We start from the raw sequence: 14459 nt of genomic DNA, 5'->3' as shown, positions 1-14459 counted from the left end.
ATGAGGAAGCGGCCGCTTAGGCCCCTTGCAAAAATTTGATATGAAACGTTGTACCTCGGCCAAGCTGAGACGTTACGGCAATCGATCCGCCGTGACTCTCTACGATACTGTAGCATACCGTCAAGCCAAGCCCCGTTTCCCTCGTTTTCGTTGTGAAGAACGGCTCGAACAGCTTCTTTTTCGCTTCTTCCGTCATGCCTCGGCCCTTGTCCGCAACCCGAATTTCGTCCTCCTCCAGGTTATGCGTAGATATCGTCAGCTCCCCCTTGTCCTCCATCGCTTCCAGTCCGTTGCGAGCCAGGTTCAGAAGCAGCTGCTTCATTTCCTTGTCGTTTAACAGCAGCATCGGTACGTTGTCGTCCAAGCGGTATTCCACGAGATGCCCCGATAATTGGCTTCCGCCGAAAACAGCGGCTCCAGTGTGCGCACGATGGCGTTAATATCCGTCTGTTTGCGTTCGACAATGCGATTCTGCGCAAGAGACAGGAAATCGTCGATGATGGCGTTCTCCCGGTCCAGCTCGTCGATGATGATGGGATAGTAGGGATGACCGGCCGTTCCGCTGCGCTCTTGAAGCAGCTGAATGAAGACGCGGATGACCGCCATCGGATTGCGGATTTCATGCGTAATGCTCGCCGCCATTTGGCCTACGAGGCTTAGCCGTTCCATGTTGCCGATCTCCTTGCGCAGCTTCAGCAGCTCCGTAATTTCCAGCGATATCGACACCGCTCCCGATATGCCTCCTTGAAGGCTGTGGAGCGGGAACGCATTCACCGCAAACGTACGGTCCCCGTACTCGCCGATGACGGAGCGGTGCGTTTCTCCTTGGAGAGCGCCCATAATCAGCGTATCGGCGCCCGAAATACCGCAGGCTTCCGCTAATACCCCGTATGGCCTCCCGATTAAATTTTCCCGCTGAAGACCAGGTACATAAGTCAACAGGGCATAGTTAACCACCGTAATCGTCGCATCCGGTCAATCGCCACGATCGTCGCAGGCGACACTTCGATCAGCTTGCGCAGCTTTTGGGCGTCCTCGAAACACGTCTGTGACAAGCGCTGCAGTTCCTGCTGCAGACGCAGCTTCTCTCTCGCCCCTCCCACCAGCTTGGACGATCGCTCCAATGACGGCGCACTGCAGCAAGCTGTACACGGCGAGAACGGTATAGAAATCCCCGGAGAGCTGAACTTCGTCCTGGGAAAGCCGGTAAAAGATGCCCAGCAGCGTGAACAGTGTCGCGAATCCGTCTAGTCCAACCGCAATCCAGACCTTCGCCGCCACGCTCCCGCGCGCAAATCGTCCTTTCAGCAGCAGCGCCAGCTTGCCGGTAAACCACCTGTCACCTGCCGGTTTATCGTTGCCAAGCTGCATCATGAATGCCGGAATCAAGACCAGCAGCACCTGCAGCGTCGGTTCCAAGCCATTCAAGGCAATCCTCTCCCGCTTAGGACTGTGACTGCAGCTTGAGCCACAGCGTCTTGTTGCGAAACTCTTCCTCGGCCCCGAGCTCTCTGCCGAACCAGGCCGGCGGCGCAAACGCCTGAGCTTCCTCTAACGACGCGAACTCCACTTCAACGACCGCAAGCTCGACCTGCTTATATTCGTCGATCTCATAGCTGCGTCCGCTGCCGTCGGTCAGCGTCGTTCGGATCTTCTCCAGCGGAATGACCCCCGTTCGCTGCAGCAGCTGCTCATAAATTTCCCCGGAAATCTCATACTCGATCTCTTCCCGCGCCATGCCTTGTCCGGCTTTGAATGTATGCGTGTAGCGCTCCTTGCCCTGCCGGCCGACCTTCTTGCGGATGCGGATTTCTTGCTCGTTCGTATAGGCTAAATAAGTTTGATAAATATATTCGGTCGCTTGGACCGTCACCCCCGGCAATGCCAGCACTTCCGCTGCAGGCAGCCCCAGCAAATATTTTCGTTCGATTTCTTGGCTCATGATCATCCCTCCTTGGCGATTATACCATGTCCCTTGCCAAAGGAAACTATCGTAAGAGCAAGCAGCCCGACCACAGCGAACACCCCCGGCCGGCAATATGATCCGGTACGGGGGTGCGCCATCCAATTGTTATATCGAAATTAAATCCTTCACGCCGAAATCGACGGCCACACTGTATTCCTGAAGAGGACGTACATACTTGATCAGAGCCGCCTTGCGCTCCATATCGTAGTACCAGCCCGCTTCCGACGCCTCCCAATCGCGCCGGTCCAAATACAGCGGCAGCTTGCCGCCCTGCAGCTCGATTTGAATCGGAGCGATGCGGCTGCACATCAGCTCAACGACGATCCGCTTCACCGGACTGTCATAGGAGCCCTCGTAGCCGAAGCTGAGCTCCGTCCGGCTGCCTGCCTTCACGCCGACCGTCGTCTTCAAATAGTTGCCGTGCTTGAACTGATTGCTCACGCCGTCGTCGTCGTATACCGTAAAGCTCGAGCTCTGCGAAGGCTCAATCAGCAGCTTCAGCTCTTCCACGACGTCGTTATGAATGTTGTGCAGCCCTTCCGCCAGCGGAATGACGGCGCCGCTGCGGATGAACATCGGAATGGAGCCGATATCGACCGGCACCTCGATCGTCTGGCCGCCGGCGTAGCGCTTGCCGCTCCACCAATCGATCCACTCGCAACCTTGCGGCAAATAGACCTGCCGTACCGCCGCACCCGGCTCAAGCACGTTCGCCACAAGAATCGAGCTTCCCAGCATGAAGTCGAAGCTCTCCTCCCATACGTTCGGATCGTTCTCAAACTCGTACACGAGCGGGCGCATGACAGGGCTCCCCGCCTCGGCCGCTTCGCGCAGCAGCGAGTAGAAATACGGAACGAGCCGGTACCGCAGCCGAATCGCATCCCGGACGTACGGCGTATACGCCGGATACATCCATGGCTCCGTAACCGTATTGTCCGTGTTGCAGCTGTGAATGGAGAAACGCGGCTGGAAGATGCCGTTCTGCACCCAGCGCACGAACAGCTCCGGCTCCGGGGCCGGCCCGAAGAAGCCGCCGATGTCGCAGCCTTGATTCGCCACACCGGACAACCCCATCCCCAGAATAACCGGGATGTTGTATTTCAAGCTCTTCCAGCTCGTATTGTTGTCGCCGGCCCAAGTCTGGGCGTAGCGCTGAATGCCGGCGAAACCTGCACGGTTCACTATATACGGACGTACGTCCGGCGCTTCCTCGGCGATCGCCTCTTTGGCCGCCCGCGCCATCAGGTTCGGCAGGACGGGACGCAGGGCGTCGATCCCTTTGCCCGCCCCCTCATAGTGGCACTTCGCATCCTCGTTCTGAATTTCATACTCGTTATTGTCGTTCCAAATTGACGTCACGCCGAGCGATATGAAAGAGGACTTCAAGTGCTTCTTCCAAAGCTCCCGTCCGGCCGGATTCGTAAAATCGACGAAGGAGGCGGCGCCGCCCCAATAGCGGTCGGTTTCCGGCTTCACGCCTTCGCTGTCCTTGATGTAGGCGCCCGCCTTATCAAATTCCTGATAGAGCGGATGAGTCAGCAGCATACCCGGCTTAATGTTCGGCGCCAGCGCAGCGCCTGCCTCTTTCAAGCTGCGGATGAACGCTTCCGGATCCGGGAACCGGTCGCGATTCCAATTGAATACGTACCGCTTGCCGTCCTTGCCGGTCGTGTATCCCGAGGAGAGGAAGAACCCGTCGCACGGAATGCCTTCCTCCTTGCATCGCTCTACGAAGCCGAGCACAGCTTGATCGGCGTTCCGATCCAGCTCCGTATAGTACATCGTGGAGCCCATGTAGCCGAGGGAATACTTCGTCGGCATGATCGTCTTGCCCGTCAGATCGGTATACCGCCGAACGACATCCTGCAGACGGGGACCGTTCATGAAGAACAGATCCAGCTCGCCCCCGTCCGCACAGAAATACGTGTACGGCGTCCAATAGCCGCTCCGCTCGCTGCCTACATCAAATACGGATTCGTACGAGTTGTGATAGAACATCCCCGTCGCTTTGCGGCTGCTGCCATTCCACTTGATGTAGAACGGAATATGCTTATATAACGGATCGGTATACTCGGAGTCGTAACCGATCGTGTCGACATTGCGCATTCGAAGTCGGCGGCTGCGCTTGTTCAGCTTCCCCGTCTTCTCGCCGAAGCCGTAATAATGGTCGTTTGCATCCATGGCGGAATAATGATACAGTCTTCCGAGCTTATCCTGCACGAAGCCCTTCTCGGGCACATCTTTATGCAGCACAGTACCGTCCGCGTCGCGAATTTCGAAAGCAAACGGCTGCTTGTGCACGATGAGCCGCAGCGAGCGCGTGGCTGCCGTCAATTGGGCGCCTTGATCCTCGAAACGGACAGGCAGCCCCTCGATCCGTACCCGGTCCGGATCCCCGGCGGCCAACTCGTCGTCCCACGCCGCCATCGCCAAGGCGTACGAGCCTTCCTTCCCGAACTCATCGCTGAAAGAGCAGCGAATTCGAATGATATCGTCCGTCATCAAGTAAATGCGGTAACGGGCGGCATCGGTGAACAGATCGGCGTAATCGGCTCCTTCACTTACTCGCAGTAACGTTCTGCTCACTCTCATATCCGAACACCTCTATGTTTTATCTATTTTTAGCGTGTACAAGGCCTTCCATCAGGATCAGCAGCGTCAGCGCCTGCCCGTACGTCATCGGAGAAATCGGAATATCCTTATAAAATTGAGCATCGTTCCCGACCGGAGTCCCATAGGACACCTCGCCTACGACGCCATTCTCGTCAATCCGGTCCAGCACCGCGCGCAGCGCGCGGACCCCCATCTCTTCGAACTCCTTGCCCAGGTACCCTTTGCGAACGCCCTTCAGAATGCCATAGCCGAAGGCGGCGGTGCACGACGTCTCCACATAGGAGGTCTCGTCATCGAGCACCGTATGGAACATGCCGTCGGCTCTTTGCAGCTTGCCGAGCGACTCCACCTGACTGCGGAACGTATCGAGCAAATATTCGCGAATGCCGCTCTCCATCGGGGCCATGTCAAGGAAATCGACGATCCCGCACGTGTACCAGCTGTTGCCGCGTCCCCAGCGGACGGCGCCGTAGTTGTGGCGTCCGTTGAAATCCCAGCCGTGAACGAACAAGCCGGTCGGACGGTCATACAAATATTTGATGTGAATCAGAAACTGCTTCTTCGCCTCTTCCACATAGTCCGGCCGGCCGAAATAAACACCCGCCTTCGTCAGGAACAGCACCGTCATGAACAGCGTATCGATGAGAATTTGCCCGTCGTTGGCATCGCCGGTAATCATGTGCTGGAACGCGCCGTCACCCGTACGGATCAAGCCGTTCTCGCGGTCCATAATCCAGCGGCTCCACTCGTCGCAAATCCGGATATAGTCTTCGTTGCCGGTCTCCTCGCACAAAGAAATCAGCGTAAGGAGAGGCGAGCACGTATTCACATTTTTCTCCGGCAAGCCTTCACGGATTCTCGCATCGTACCAGTCGGTCAGGAATTGCAGCGTCGCAGCGTCCTTCGTCTCCCGGTAAAATTGATATAACCCGTAAATGCCTACACCTTGCGGCCATTCCCACAGATGAATGTCAATGAGGCCGATCGGATAAATTTCGTCCATGCTGTCGTTCTTCATCGATTTCATCGCGTTCGACACTCGGCCGATCGCATCCAGCATGATGGCTTCATTAAGATCTATAGTTGAGTTCGTATTGTTCATCGGCTGATCTCCTCCCGCTTCAAGCTGCCTCTTACGCCCGCTCCGTCCCGTACGACCGCTTCGCCGCCCACAGCCAGCGGCTCGTTCCAGCCAAGCTTGACCGAACCGTACACCGGATCGGCGACCGTTACGGCAGGCGGGCCATCCGCATTCAGCACCTGAACATCGGCATCTGCAAGCTGCTGGACGAAATCTTCGAAAGAAGCGAACTCCGTCGCGTCTCCGCCCCGCAGCAGCCACACATTGCGGCGTCCGGCCGAGACGAGCTCCCGCGCTCGCAGAGCTCCTTGCTCCGTCATGGTCAGCCCGTTCTCCGCATACACAGCCGCATAAGCCCCGTTCGCCTCGCCGAAGTACCAGTTGCCCCGCTGTTCCGTCCGGTCGAAGGCATGCAGAGGGAAATACGCGTGCGTGTAATCGGCATCGTGATCGCTGCCGATGTCATACAGCAGCACGGCCAATCCCCGATGCTGCGCGGCCTTCGGCAAATAGCCGTTGCCGGCCCAGAAGCTCGGTCTGCCGGCACCGTACGGGTACAGCTCGCCCGGGTGGTTGATCCACACTTGAGCTTCCGATGAAAGGACCAGATGGGCGATATGCTCCTGATATCCTCTTAAGCCTGGACGGAAGCTGTCGATGCTGCCCAGCGCATAAGCGGCTGTCCGGTAATGATACAGCTTGGCATAGCCGTCCTTGCCTTGCTCCAGACGATAAGTGACTGCTTCCCGGCTGCCCAAGCGCTGCAGCTCGCCGTACGACGCTGGCGGCTCATAATCGGACAAATACAGCGATACGTGGAACGTCGTGTTGTTCACATTGCCGACACCGTAAGCAACCCACATCAGCGAAGTCGTACCCGCGCCGTGATTGCCGATCAGCTCCTTCTCGTAGCTGCGGCCGAACGTCGTGGCGAGAATGCCGTTATGAGCCTCGGCGGTCATGTAGGCGTAGAGCAGGTCCATCGCCTTGCCGGCTTTCTCCCGCAATCCGGCATCCCAAGCAAGATCGTACAGATTCACAAGGCCCAAAATATCGATCGGAATGTACGCGTTGGAGTTCCATTCCGCCAAGCCTTCTTCGAAGAAGCGTTCAAACCAGCCGTGCAGCTGCGCTTCCGCCTTCGCCCGGCGCTGTTCGCCCCGCTCTCCGGAGTTCGTGAAGAGATCCGCAGGGAACAGCTGTCCGGCAAGCAGCTGGCACGAATGGAACAAGAGCGCATGATTCTCGCTGAAGAACCACATCACATCATCGCCCGGCTCGTCAATCCAATAGCGGAAGCCAAGCATCGTTTCTTTGATTTCGTCCCAGAAATCGTCTGCAAACAAACCGCTGTCGCGGTAATCGCGCCAGAAGCGGAACAAAGAGATCAAGTAGAAGTCGGCGCAGTCTCTCCGCTCGCGGATGCCGGCAAGCCCCACCTCGATCAGCTTGCGGGTCGTTTCCGGGTCTCCGCCGGTCTTCAGCTTCGCAATCGCCGTATGAATGTCCGCGTTGCCCTTCTCGGCGACGCATTCCAGCGCGATCCGCTTCCGCTCGGCAACGGTCCGGCCAGGCGCGTCCTCGATCTCGAACTTGCGGTTCCACATTTCCAGCCCGTACACCTTCTTGAACGGTATGCCGCCGGCAACGGTCTGAAACTCGAACTGCTTGTACTCGGTCCCGAAATCGCGCGTATGCCCGATGACGAGCTCCTTGCTTCCCTTCGGCAGCACACGCCGGATCGTCTTCCCATACCCGAAGATAAAGGTGCTGTAGTTGATGACGAATTCTACATCCCGTTCGAACGATTCCGTGAACTGCAGCACGATATCCTCGTCCGCAAAGCTGTCCTTCGTCAAATACGCTCCTGTTAAAGCGCGCTCCATATGCGACGCTTCCTCAGCGTTCAGAAGTGCCGGCAGCGGCAGCTTCAGTTGAATCGCTTCGCCGCCCGTGTACTCGATGGTGAAATGGTACAGCGTATCCCGCTCGGCCAAATCCTCATGCAGGACGACGAACTCGTTGTCCCCGGCCTGCAGCTCCACCTCCACCGAATGCAGCTGCTCGATGTTGCGCGTGAACGGCGTGAAATCCGCCTGCAGCTTGCCGTTCACCCACAGGGCGACTCCGCCGCATGTCTTGATGTTTAGCACGGCCCGATGTGCGGCAGGGCTCACTACGGTCGTATATGCATAACGAAGCATATGAGTCGGCACATAATAGAAGCCGGACGTCTCCACCCGAGGGTTGCCCCAAGGGAAGTAGACCTCCCACTCCGCCGAGCTTTCCCAGCGCGAAACGGACTCCCCTACAGCCGGAACACCGTCCAGCGGAAACTCAGGTACGCTCGCTCTCCGTTCCTCGACGAACTCCCTGCGGCACGGATTCTCGTGGATCGAGAACCCTTTGATAAGCCAGTCGTTAATGTCGCCTTCCATCGTCATCGGCTCAAACCGGACATGGCGCGTCAGCACCCCGCTGACCAGCCACCGGTTCAGCACGCGATGCCGAAGCTGCAGCGGTTTATATGCAAGAGCTTGAGTGTTCGATACAGTCACAACCGATCAACCTTTCATCCCTGTAGTCGCCATACCTTGTACGAACTGCTTCTGGAAAATGAGGAACACGATCAGCACCGGAATCATCGTAATCGTCGACATCGCCAGCAAAGAGCCCCAATCGACGTTAAATTCCCCGATAAAATTGGACAGCGCCAGCTGAACCGTATATTTGGTCGGGTCGCTGATCACGATGAGCGGCCACAGGAAATCGTCCCAGCGCCACATGAACGAGAAGATGGACAGCACCGCGATGATCGGCTGGGCGAGCGGAATGATGATGCGCCAAAATATTTTCCACTCCCCGGCTCCGTCCATTCTTGCCGCCTCCAGCAGCTCATCCGGCACCGTCAGCAAATATTGGCGGACAAGGAACACGCCGGTCGGCGTCGCTGCAGGCGGAATAATAATTCCCCAAAGCGTGTTGTACAGGCCCAGCGAAGAGATGACCCGGAAGATCGGGATCATAATCACTTCAAGCGGGATCATCAAAGTTGAGATAAAGCCGACAAGCAGGATCGTATCGCCCTTGAACCGGTATTTGGCCAGGGCGAAGCCGGCCATCGTATTGATCAGCAGCAGCAGCAGCGTCGACGTGACCGTTACGAACAAGCTGTTGCCGAAATAAAGCCCGAAATTTCCTTTGGCGAACGCCGTAACGAAATGCTCGACCGTGAAAGGAGCCGGCAAAAATACCGGCGGCCAGCTGTACAGCTGCTCTTTCGTCTTAAAGGAGGACAGAACGGTCCAAATGACTGGGAACACCCAGAACAAAGACAGTAACGACAGCAATGTATAGATCATCCATTTTGGCGATGTTTTCATGTTAGACCGCTCCTCCCCTCGTCAGACGGAATTGAATAGCCGAGAAAATACCGATAATCACGAACAGCAAGACCGACATCGCACTGGCCAGACCAAGCTCCTGCTTCTCAAATCCGATTTCATAAATATACTGTACGACGAATGTCGTATCATTGCCCGGTCCGCCGCCGGTCAGGGCGACCATCAGCGGATACGCCTTGAACGCGTCGATAATCGAGATCATCAGCACAAGTACGCTCGTCGGCTTCAAGAGCGGCAGCGTAATGCTGCGGAACGTGCGCCAGCGCGATGCGCCGTCCAGATGCGATGCTTCATACATATCGACCGGAATCGACTGCAGACCCGCAATGAAAATAACCATGAAAAATCCGACGCGCGACCACAAGGTAGCGACAATAACGGAGAAGTTCGCAAAGACCGGATCCGTCAGCCAGCCGATCGGCTTCAGCCCGATCAAGGTCAGCATGTAATTCAACACGCCGAAAGCGTCGCCGAAAATCCATTTCCACGTCAAACCGACAATAATGAACGAAATCATCGTCGGCCAATAGATGACGGAACGGAACAGCCCTTTCAGCCTTACATCCTGAATCAGCAGGATGGCGATGCCCAGCGATAGTGCGAATAAGGAAGGAACCGCTATCGCCGCATAAATTCCCGTTCGCCCGAGCGCCGCCCAGAAATCGCCGTCGGCGAAAATTTCCGTGTAATTGTCAAATCCGATAAACTCCATCGGGTTCAATCCGTCATACTCATGAAACGAGTAGACGAAGCCGAGTATGGCCGGGACGACGATAAACGTCGCGAAGATGACCAGGTTCGGCAGCACGAACAAATAGGGGGCTATCGCTCTTCTCAGCTTTTCCTTCTTCCCTGAGGACAGTGCCGCCGCTCCCCCGCGACCTACAGCATGTTGCGCCATTTCTCCCAACTCCTCCCCATTATTTCCATTTTCTCTGTATCAGGTAAAATGGGCTGCCTTCCACCGTAGATGAAAGGACAGCCCGCTTGATCTTTGTGACGGCGCTTATTTGCTCTCGTCGGCGATCGCCTTGTCGATCAGCTTAGCCGTTTGGTCCAGCGCCTCTTGCGACGTCATTTTGCCGCCGAGCACTTTGGAGATGTTGTCCTTCAGATCGTTCGAGAATTTCGGTACAATCGTTTGACGCGACCAGTCGTTTGCCGCCAGCGGCGTCGTATTCGCCAGCTCGTTCGCAAATACTTCGAACATCTCTTTGCCGAACGCGTAATCCAGCTTTGCGCTGTCCTTGCGCGGGCTCAGGAAGAGCGAATTCTGGTTATATTTCGAGTTGATTTCCTTCGATGTCGCCCACTGAATGAACTCCGCCGCTTCCTTCTCCACCTTGCTGCCCTGGAACGCCATCAAATACTTGCCGCCCGGTACCGACGAACGGATTTTTTGCTTCGGCAGATAGGTAACGCCCCACTCGAAGTTCGTAATGTCTTTGTAGTTGCTGAGCATCCAGTTGCCGGCCAAGTGTGCTGCAACGGTTCCGGTACGGAACAGGTTGTTCGGGTTTTCGCTGCCGAGCCATACCGACGTCGGAATGATGCCGTCTTTATGCATCTTGGCGAAGTAGTCCAGCGTCTGGACGCCTTCCGGCGAGTTGATCGCCGCTTTCTTGCCGTCCGAGCTGATCATGCTTCCGCCGAACTCATAGAGCATCGTGGACCAACGGTGCGGCGTGTAATCCCAGACGAGACCGTACTTGGCTCCGCCCTTCTCCATCACCTGCTTCAAGGAGGCGGAGAATTCGTCCCACGTCCATACGTTGTCCGGACCGGTCGGCACCTTCACGCCCGCTTTGTCAAACAGCGTCTTGTTGTATATGAGCCCGTTCGCCGTCAAATCCATCGGTGCGCCAATAACCTTGTTATCGACCACGTAGTAAGGCTTAATCGAATCGACAAACTGGGACGTGAACGCTTCGGCGCCGCCTACGTATTGCGACAGGTCGACCGCTTGTTTGGCGAATGCGCCGGTATCCGTCATTCGAGCGAGCGCAGGAGGCTGGCCGCCTGCGATCATCGTTTTGATTTTATTAGGTAAGTCTTTGAAAGGAACCTCGATAAAATTAATTTTGACATTGGTGTTCTTTTCTTGATATTCCTTTACAAGCCCTTTCATAACATCGCCTTCAATACCGTCCGAGAACCAAACGAAATCGAGGGTTACATCTTTTTTCGCCGCAGGAGCTGCGGTATTAGCGGCCGAACCGGCATTATTGCTGGTATTGCTTCCGCAAGCGGTTACAGCAGCGACCATGAGTGTTGCAAGCGAGACAGCCATGACAGTTTTCATGCTCTTCATCGTTTTCAATGTCAACTCTCCCTTTTCATGTTTCTAGGTTAGTTATACCGCAATTACTGGCTAGCGTTCGTCAAACTTCATCCGAAATGATCGTTTGGTAGCGCTTAATCATTAAATTATCACATTTTTTTGCCGTCCACTTTACCGATCTTGCTGTATCTTTAACGTAAATTGCTGATTGATTTCAATTCGTTTGTAGTGCGATTTTTCGGAAGGCTTGCGGCGATACCCCCGAGAACTGCTTGAACGACCGGCTGAAATGGATCGGAGTCGTGAAGCCCAGCTTTTCGGCAATGACGCCGATAGGCTCGTCCGTTGACAGCAGCAGCTTCTTCGCTTCCTCCAGACGTCTGCGCACCAAATAATTGTTGATCGTATGGCCCGTTATTTCCTTAAAAATGTGGCACAAATAATATTTGTTCAGGTGAAGCGCTTTCGAGATATCGTCTAGCGAAACTTCCCCCGTATAATTCTGGTTGATAAACTGCAGTATGCGTTTGACGTTGGACTGGCTTTGGGATGGGGTCTGTTCCATTCCCGCGGTCGGCAAATGCTTGGACTTGCGGTACACTTTCAGCAGCAGCCGGGTTAACGTCGCCCGCATGAACAGCTCATGGCCGAACGACTCCTTCTCGGCTTCATTCTGCAAGGTGCGAAACTCGTTCTCGATACTGTCCCGCTCATCCGGATCCCAACGAAGAATCAAGCCGCCTTGCACATCGAACAACGCAGTGAGCTTATCGATCATGTCAACCGGAACGCCCTCCCGCAAAAACTCCTCGGTAAAATTGACATAGCTGCGGATGTATACAACCTCTTTGGAAGGATTGATCCGGTGCATGACTCCTCCGCGAAACAGCAGCATCGTCCCCGGGCTCATATCGTACACTTCCTCGCCGATGCAGAAGTTCGCTTTGCCTTTTTGAAAATAGTATAGCTCCACCCCTTCGTGCGTATGCACCGGCCAGCTCGTCTGCCAGTCCGAAGCGTCGGCGCGAACATAAATGCCTTGTCGCTTGAGAGCAACATTTGTTGGAGTATGAATCATGAATGACATCGCTTACACCCCCCTGTTATGGCATTGTATACGCTATCGTATCACATTTGCAGGAACTTCACATGATCTTTATTGTGCATAATTTAACATTTCTTGCCGTTGTGCCGGCGGGATTGCTGAAGTGTCGGCCGAAAGACTCCGCTTTGCGACAGGGAGTGATGCGTATTCAACAAAGCATACTGTATAATAAGCCTATACTAACTGCAGAAACAGGGGGGAAATCCATGGGGAAACCGATGATCGGCATCTTGCCGTTATACGATGATGACAAAGAAAGCTACTGGATGCTGCCAGGCTACATGAAAGCCATCGAGGAGGCCGGCGGCATTCCGGTCATGCTGCCTCTGACCTCCGACGCCGAGATCGTTGCAGCAATAGCGAATGCGTTTGACGGTTTTGTTTTTACCGGCGGCCATGACGTTAACCCTGAGCTATATGGTGAGGGAACCGAAGATTTTTGCGGGAAGCTGTGTACGGAACGCGATGCGATGGAAGCCATGTTATTTAAACATGCCATTGGTATGGATAAGCCTTCATTCGGGATATGCCGCGGTTTACAGCTATTTAACGTCTTGTTAGGCGGAACGCTGTATCAGGATATTCCCATTCAATTAACAGCACACCCTAGAATCAATCATAAGCAAAAGCCGCCCTACACCGAACCCGTCCACAGCGTAGCCATAGACAGAGAGAGCCTGCTTCATCGCATTGTCCGGACGGATTCACTAAGCGTAAATAGCTATCATCATCAAGGCATTAAGGTCTTGTCAAGCCAACTAGAGGCTGCGGCCAAAGCCGAAGACGGGCTTATCGAAGCGGTTGTGATGCCGGAGAAGAGATTTATTTTGGCCGTGCAGTGGCATCCGGAATTCAATTACAAGGCCGATCGCCATAGCTATCAACTATTCTTGGCATTTGTAAGTGCATGTACGCGATGATTGATGGGCAATGGTGACGGGTGTTTATTGAAGATGTGTCTTTTCTGAGAGGAGTAGAGATCGACTTCGTCGAAGATCAGAATCACAAATTCTCTACAACATGAAAGAAGGCGCATCACGATGAACAAACCTACGGATTTATTGAAAGACCGTTACTATATTACCTTGGAAATTCAGACGAATACCAAATACGGCAAACCGGAAATCAGGCAGATCCCTATGCTGAAGCAGCGCGGGCAAAAACCGACCCTTGGCGATTATGCGATTCTATTAAAGAACGAATTCGATACGGACTTCGAAATTAGAGATATCATCAAGATGATGTATAAACCTCTTGATAACAATACGTCCATCATTGCCGTTTATATCATGCGCAGTGTGTACGACGAAACGTATCACCGACCGCAGATGGCGTCAAATTTACTGTCGGCCAAATTCAAATAGATTGAGTGTATGGAACAGCTTAGACGGGCTGCAGCACGGCGGTGGAAAATATCCATCGCTTTTTTTCGTTTCTGTGTGGTGCGCTTCAGTTCCGAGCAGAATTGATCCAAATGTGGTAGTATAAGGTAAAAGAAATCAATGCCGCATATGCATACTTTCACGATTCTATCCTTTACTGACCCGTGTGCACCATGATCGAATGCATTCTTATCAATGTGAACTTAATATCGTTCAAAGCCGTTTCATTTCATACGGCTCGAAGCGGATTTGTACGAAATTTCGAACAGTGAGGAGGGCTTTCATTGAAATACTTTTATGCGATATTAGCGGTTTTGGGAGTCGTGCTGCCGTATTCACAGTTTCTTCCTTGGATCGTACAGAATGGCCTTGACATAGGTCAATTAGCAGAAGATATAGCTCAAACTCGCATGGGCGCATTTGCATGGATGGATGTTCTTGTTTCAGCAATAGCGCTTATTGGGTTCATCCTATATGAAGGTAAAAAAAATGGCATGAGATCGTTGTGGTTACCGATTGCAGGTACGCTTGTTGTGGGCGTTTCATTAGGGCTTCCTTTGTTTCTATTGCTTCGCCAAATGCACATGGAGAAGAAATGACAAGCCTGGATGCGGCTGCGGAGATTCC

General features: G+C 54.3%; 14 protein-coding genes. 3 read left to right on the top strand and 11 right to left on the bottom strand.

Annotated elements, in window-relative coordinates; all coding sequences use genetic code 11:
- Positions 1 to 16 precede the first annotated feature (16 nt).
- The 11 genes from ACFFK0_RS14755 to ACFFK0_RS14705 all read right to left on the bottom strand — a co-directional run bounded on the left by ACFFK0_RS14755 (position 17) and on the right by ACFFK0_RS14705 (position 12432).
- Positions 17 to 376, bottom strand: a complete 360-nt coding sequence (locus ACFFK0_RS14755; RefSeq protein WP_377471024.1) for an ATP-binding protein — start codon at positions 374 to 376, stop codon at positions 17 to 19.
- On the bottom strand, positions 334 to 957 hold the full coding sequence (locus ACFFK0_RS14750) for a histidine kinase dimerization/phospho-acceptor domain-containing protein (protein WP_377471023.1): 624 nt from the start codon (positions 955 to 957) through the stop codon (positions 334 to 336). Before ACFFK0_RS14750 ends, ACFFK0_RS14755 begins: the two co-directional genes overlap by 43 nt.
- An 18-nt stretch (positions 958 to 975) precedes the next feature.
- Positions 976 to 1428 carry a hypothetical protein gene (locus ACFFK0_RS14745; protein ID WP_377471022.1) on the bottom strand — a complete coding sequence of 151 codons (453 nt, stop codon included), beginning with the start codon at positions 1426 to 1428 and terminating at the stop codon, positions 976 to 978.
- Between the two features lie 16 nt (positions 1429 to 1444).
- Positions 1445 to 1942, bottom strand: coding sequence for a CYTH domain-containing protein (locus ACFFK0_RS14740; RefSeq protein ID WP_377471021.1), 498 nt, complete (start codon positions 1940 to 1942; stop codon positions 1445 to 1447).
- Positions 1943 to 2071: 129 nt separating this feature from the next.
- Positions 2072 to 4558, bottom strand: coding sequence for a glycoside hydrolase family 31 protein (locus tag ACFFK0_RS14735; RefSeq protein WP_377471020.1), 2487 nt, complete (start codon positions 4556 to 4558; stop codon positions 2072 to 2074).
- 19 nt (positions 4559 to 4577) lie between these two features.
- A complete protein-coding gene (bglB, locus tag ACFFK0_RS14730; RefSeq protein ID WP_377471018.1) occupies positions 4578 to 5681 on the bottom strand; it encodes a beta-galactosidase BglB in 1104 nt (367 codons plus the stop codon).
- A complete protein-coding gene (locus ACFFK0_RS14725; protein ID WP_377471017.1) occupies positions 5678 to 8218 on the bottom strand; it encodes a hypothetical protein in 2541 nt (846 codons plus the stop codon). The genes bglB and ACFFK0_RS14725 overlap by 4 nt, the downstream gene beginning before the upstream one ends.
- Positions 8219 to 8224: 6 nt before the next feature.
- On the bottom strand, positions 8225 to 9043 hold the full coding sequence (locus ACFFK0_RS14720; protein WP_377471016.1) for a carbohydrate ABC transporter permease: 819 nt from the start codon (positions 9041 to 9043) through the stop codon (positions 8225 to 8227).
- A gap of 1 nt (position 9044) precedes the next feature.
- A complete protein-coding gene (locus ACFFK0_RS14715) occupies positions 9045 to 9965 on the bottom strand; it encodes a carbohydrate ABC transporter permease (RefSeq protein WP_377471015.1) in 921 nt (306 codons plus the stop codon).
- Between the two features lie 105 nt (positions 9966 to 10070).
- Positions 10071 to 11375, bottom strand: a complete 1305-nt coding sequence (locus ACFFK0_RS14710; protein ID WP_377471070.1) for an ABC transporter substrate-binding protein — start codon at positions 11373 to 11375, stop codon at positions 10071 to 10073.
- Positions 11376 to 11559: 184 nt separating this feature from the next.
- Entirely contained in the window at positions 11560 to 12432 is an 873-nt protein-coding gene (locus ACFFK0_RS14705) for an AraC family transcriptional regulator (protein ID WP_377471014.1), read from the bottom strand.
- A 224-nt stretch (positions 12433 to 12656) separates the two neighbouring features.
- Here ACFFK0_RS14705 and ACFFK0_RS14700 point away from each other — a divergent pair, with 224 nt between their 5' ends.
- The 3 genes from ACFFK0_RS14700 to ACFFK0_RS14690 all read left to right on the top strand — a co-directional run bounded on the left by ACFFK0_RS14700 (position 12657) and on the right by ACFFK0_RS14690 (position 14431).
- Positions 12657 to 13370 (top strand): gamma-glutamyl-gamma-aminobutyrate hydrolase family protein, encoded by a 714-nt coding sequence (locus ACFFK0_RS14700; protein ID WP_377471013.1) that lies wholly within the window; start codon positions 12657 to 12659, stop codon positions 13368 to 13370.
- Between the two features lie 120 nt (positions 13371 to 13490).
- The gene (locus ACFFK0_RS14695) at positions 13491 to 13814 is read left to right on the top strand and encodes a hypothetical protein (RefSeq protein ID WP_377471012.1); all 324 of its coding nucleotides are present in this window, start codon (positions 13491 to 13493) and stop codon (positions 13812 to 13814) included.
- Between the two features lie 302 nt (positions 13815 to 14116).
- Positions 14117 to 14431 (top strand): DUF2834 domain-containing protein, encoded by a 315-nt coding sequence (locus tag ACFFK0_RS14690; RefSeq protein ID WP_377471011.1) that lies wholly within the window; start codon positions 14117 to 14119, stop codon positions 14429 to 14431.
- Positions 14432 to 14459: the final 28 nt, after the last annotated feature.

It is taken from the genome of Paenibacillus chartarius (assembly GCF_042432825.1).
In the GTDB taxonomy this organism is placed as follows: Bacteria; Bacillota; Bacilli; order Paenibacillales; family NBRC-103111; genus Gordoniibacillus; species Gordoniibacillus chartarius.
Note: the sequence above shows the minus strand (reverse complement) of the source record. Positions and strands in the feature narration are given on the sequence as shown.

What these genes read in the sequence shown, in the direction of transcription:
- ACFFK0_RS14695 (WP_377471012.1), top strand. Translation starts at nt 13,491, where the DNA reads ATGAACAAACCTACGGATTTATTGAAAGACCGTTACTATATTACCTTG.
- bglB (WP_377471018.1), bottom strand. Translation starts at nt 5,681, where the DNA reads ATGAACAATACGAACTCAACTATAGATCTTAATGAAGCCATCATGCTG.
- ACFFK0_RS14700 (WP_377471013.1), top strand. Translation starts at nt 12,657, where the DNA reads ATGGGGAAACCGATGATCGGCATCTTGCCGTTATACGATGATGACAAA.
- ACFFK0_RS14710 (WP_377471070.1), bottom strand. Translation starts at nt 11,375, where the DNA reads ATGAAGAGCATGAAAACTGTCATGGCTGTCTCGCTTGCAACACTCATG.
- ACFFK0_RS14720 (WP_377471016.1), bottom strand. Translation starts at nt 9,043, where the DNA reads ATGAAAACATCGCCAAAATGGATGATCTATACATTGCTGTCGTTACTG.
- ACFFK0_RS14735 (WP_377471020.1), bottom strand. Translation starts at nt 4,558, where the DNA reads ATGAGAGTGAGCAGAACGTTACTGCGAGTAAGTGAAGGAGCCGATTAC.
- ACFFK0_RS14740 (WP_377471021.1), bottom strand. Translation starts at nt 1,942, where the DNA reads ATGAGCCAAGAAATCGAACGAAAATATTTGCTGGGGCTGCCTGCAGCG.
- ACFFK0_RS14705 (WP_377471014.1), bottom strand. Translation starts at nt 12,432, where the DNA reads ATGTCATTCATGATTCATACTCCAACAAATGTTGCTCTCAAGCGACAA.
- ACFFK0_RS14715 (WP_377471015.1), bottom strand. Translation starts at nt 9,965, where the DNA reads ATGGCGCAACATGCTGTAGGTCGCGGGGGAGCGGCGGCACTGTCCTCA.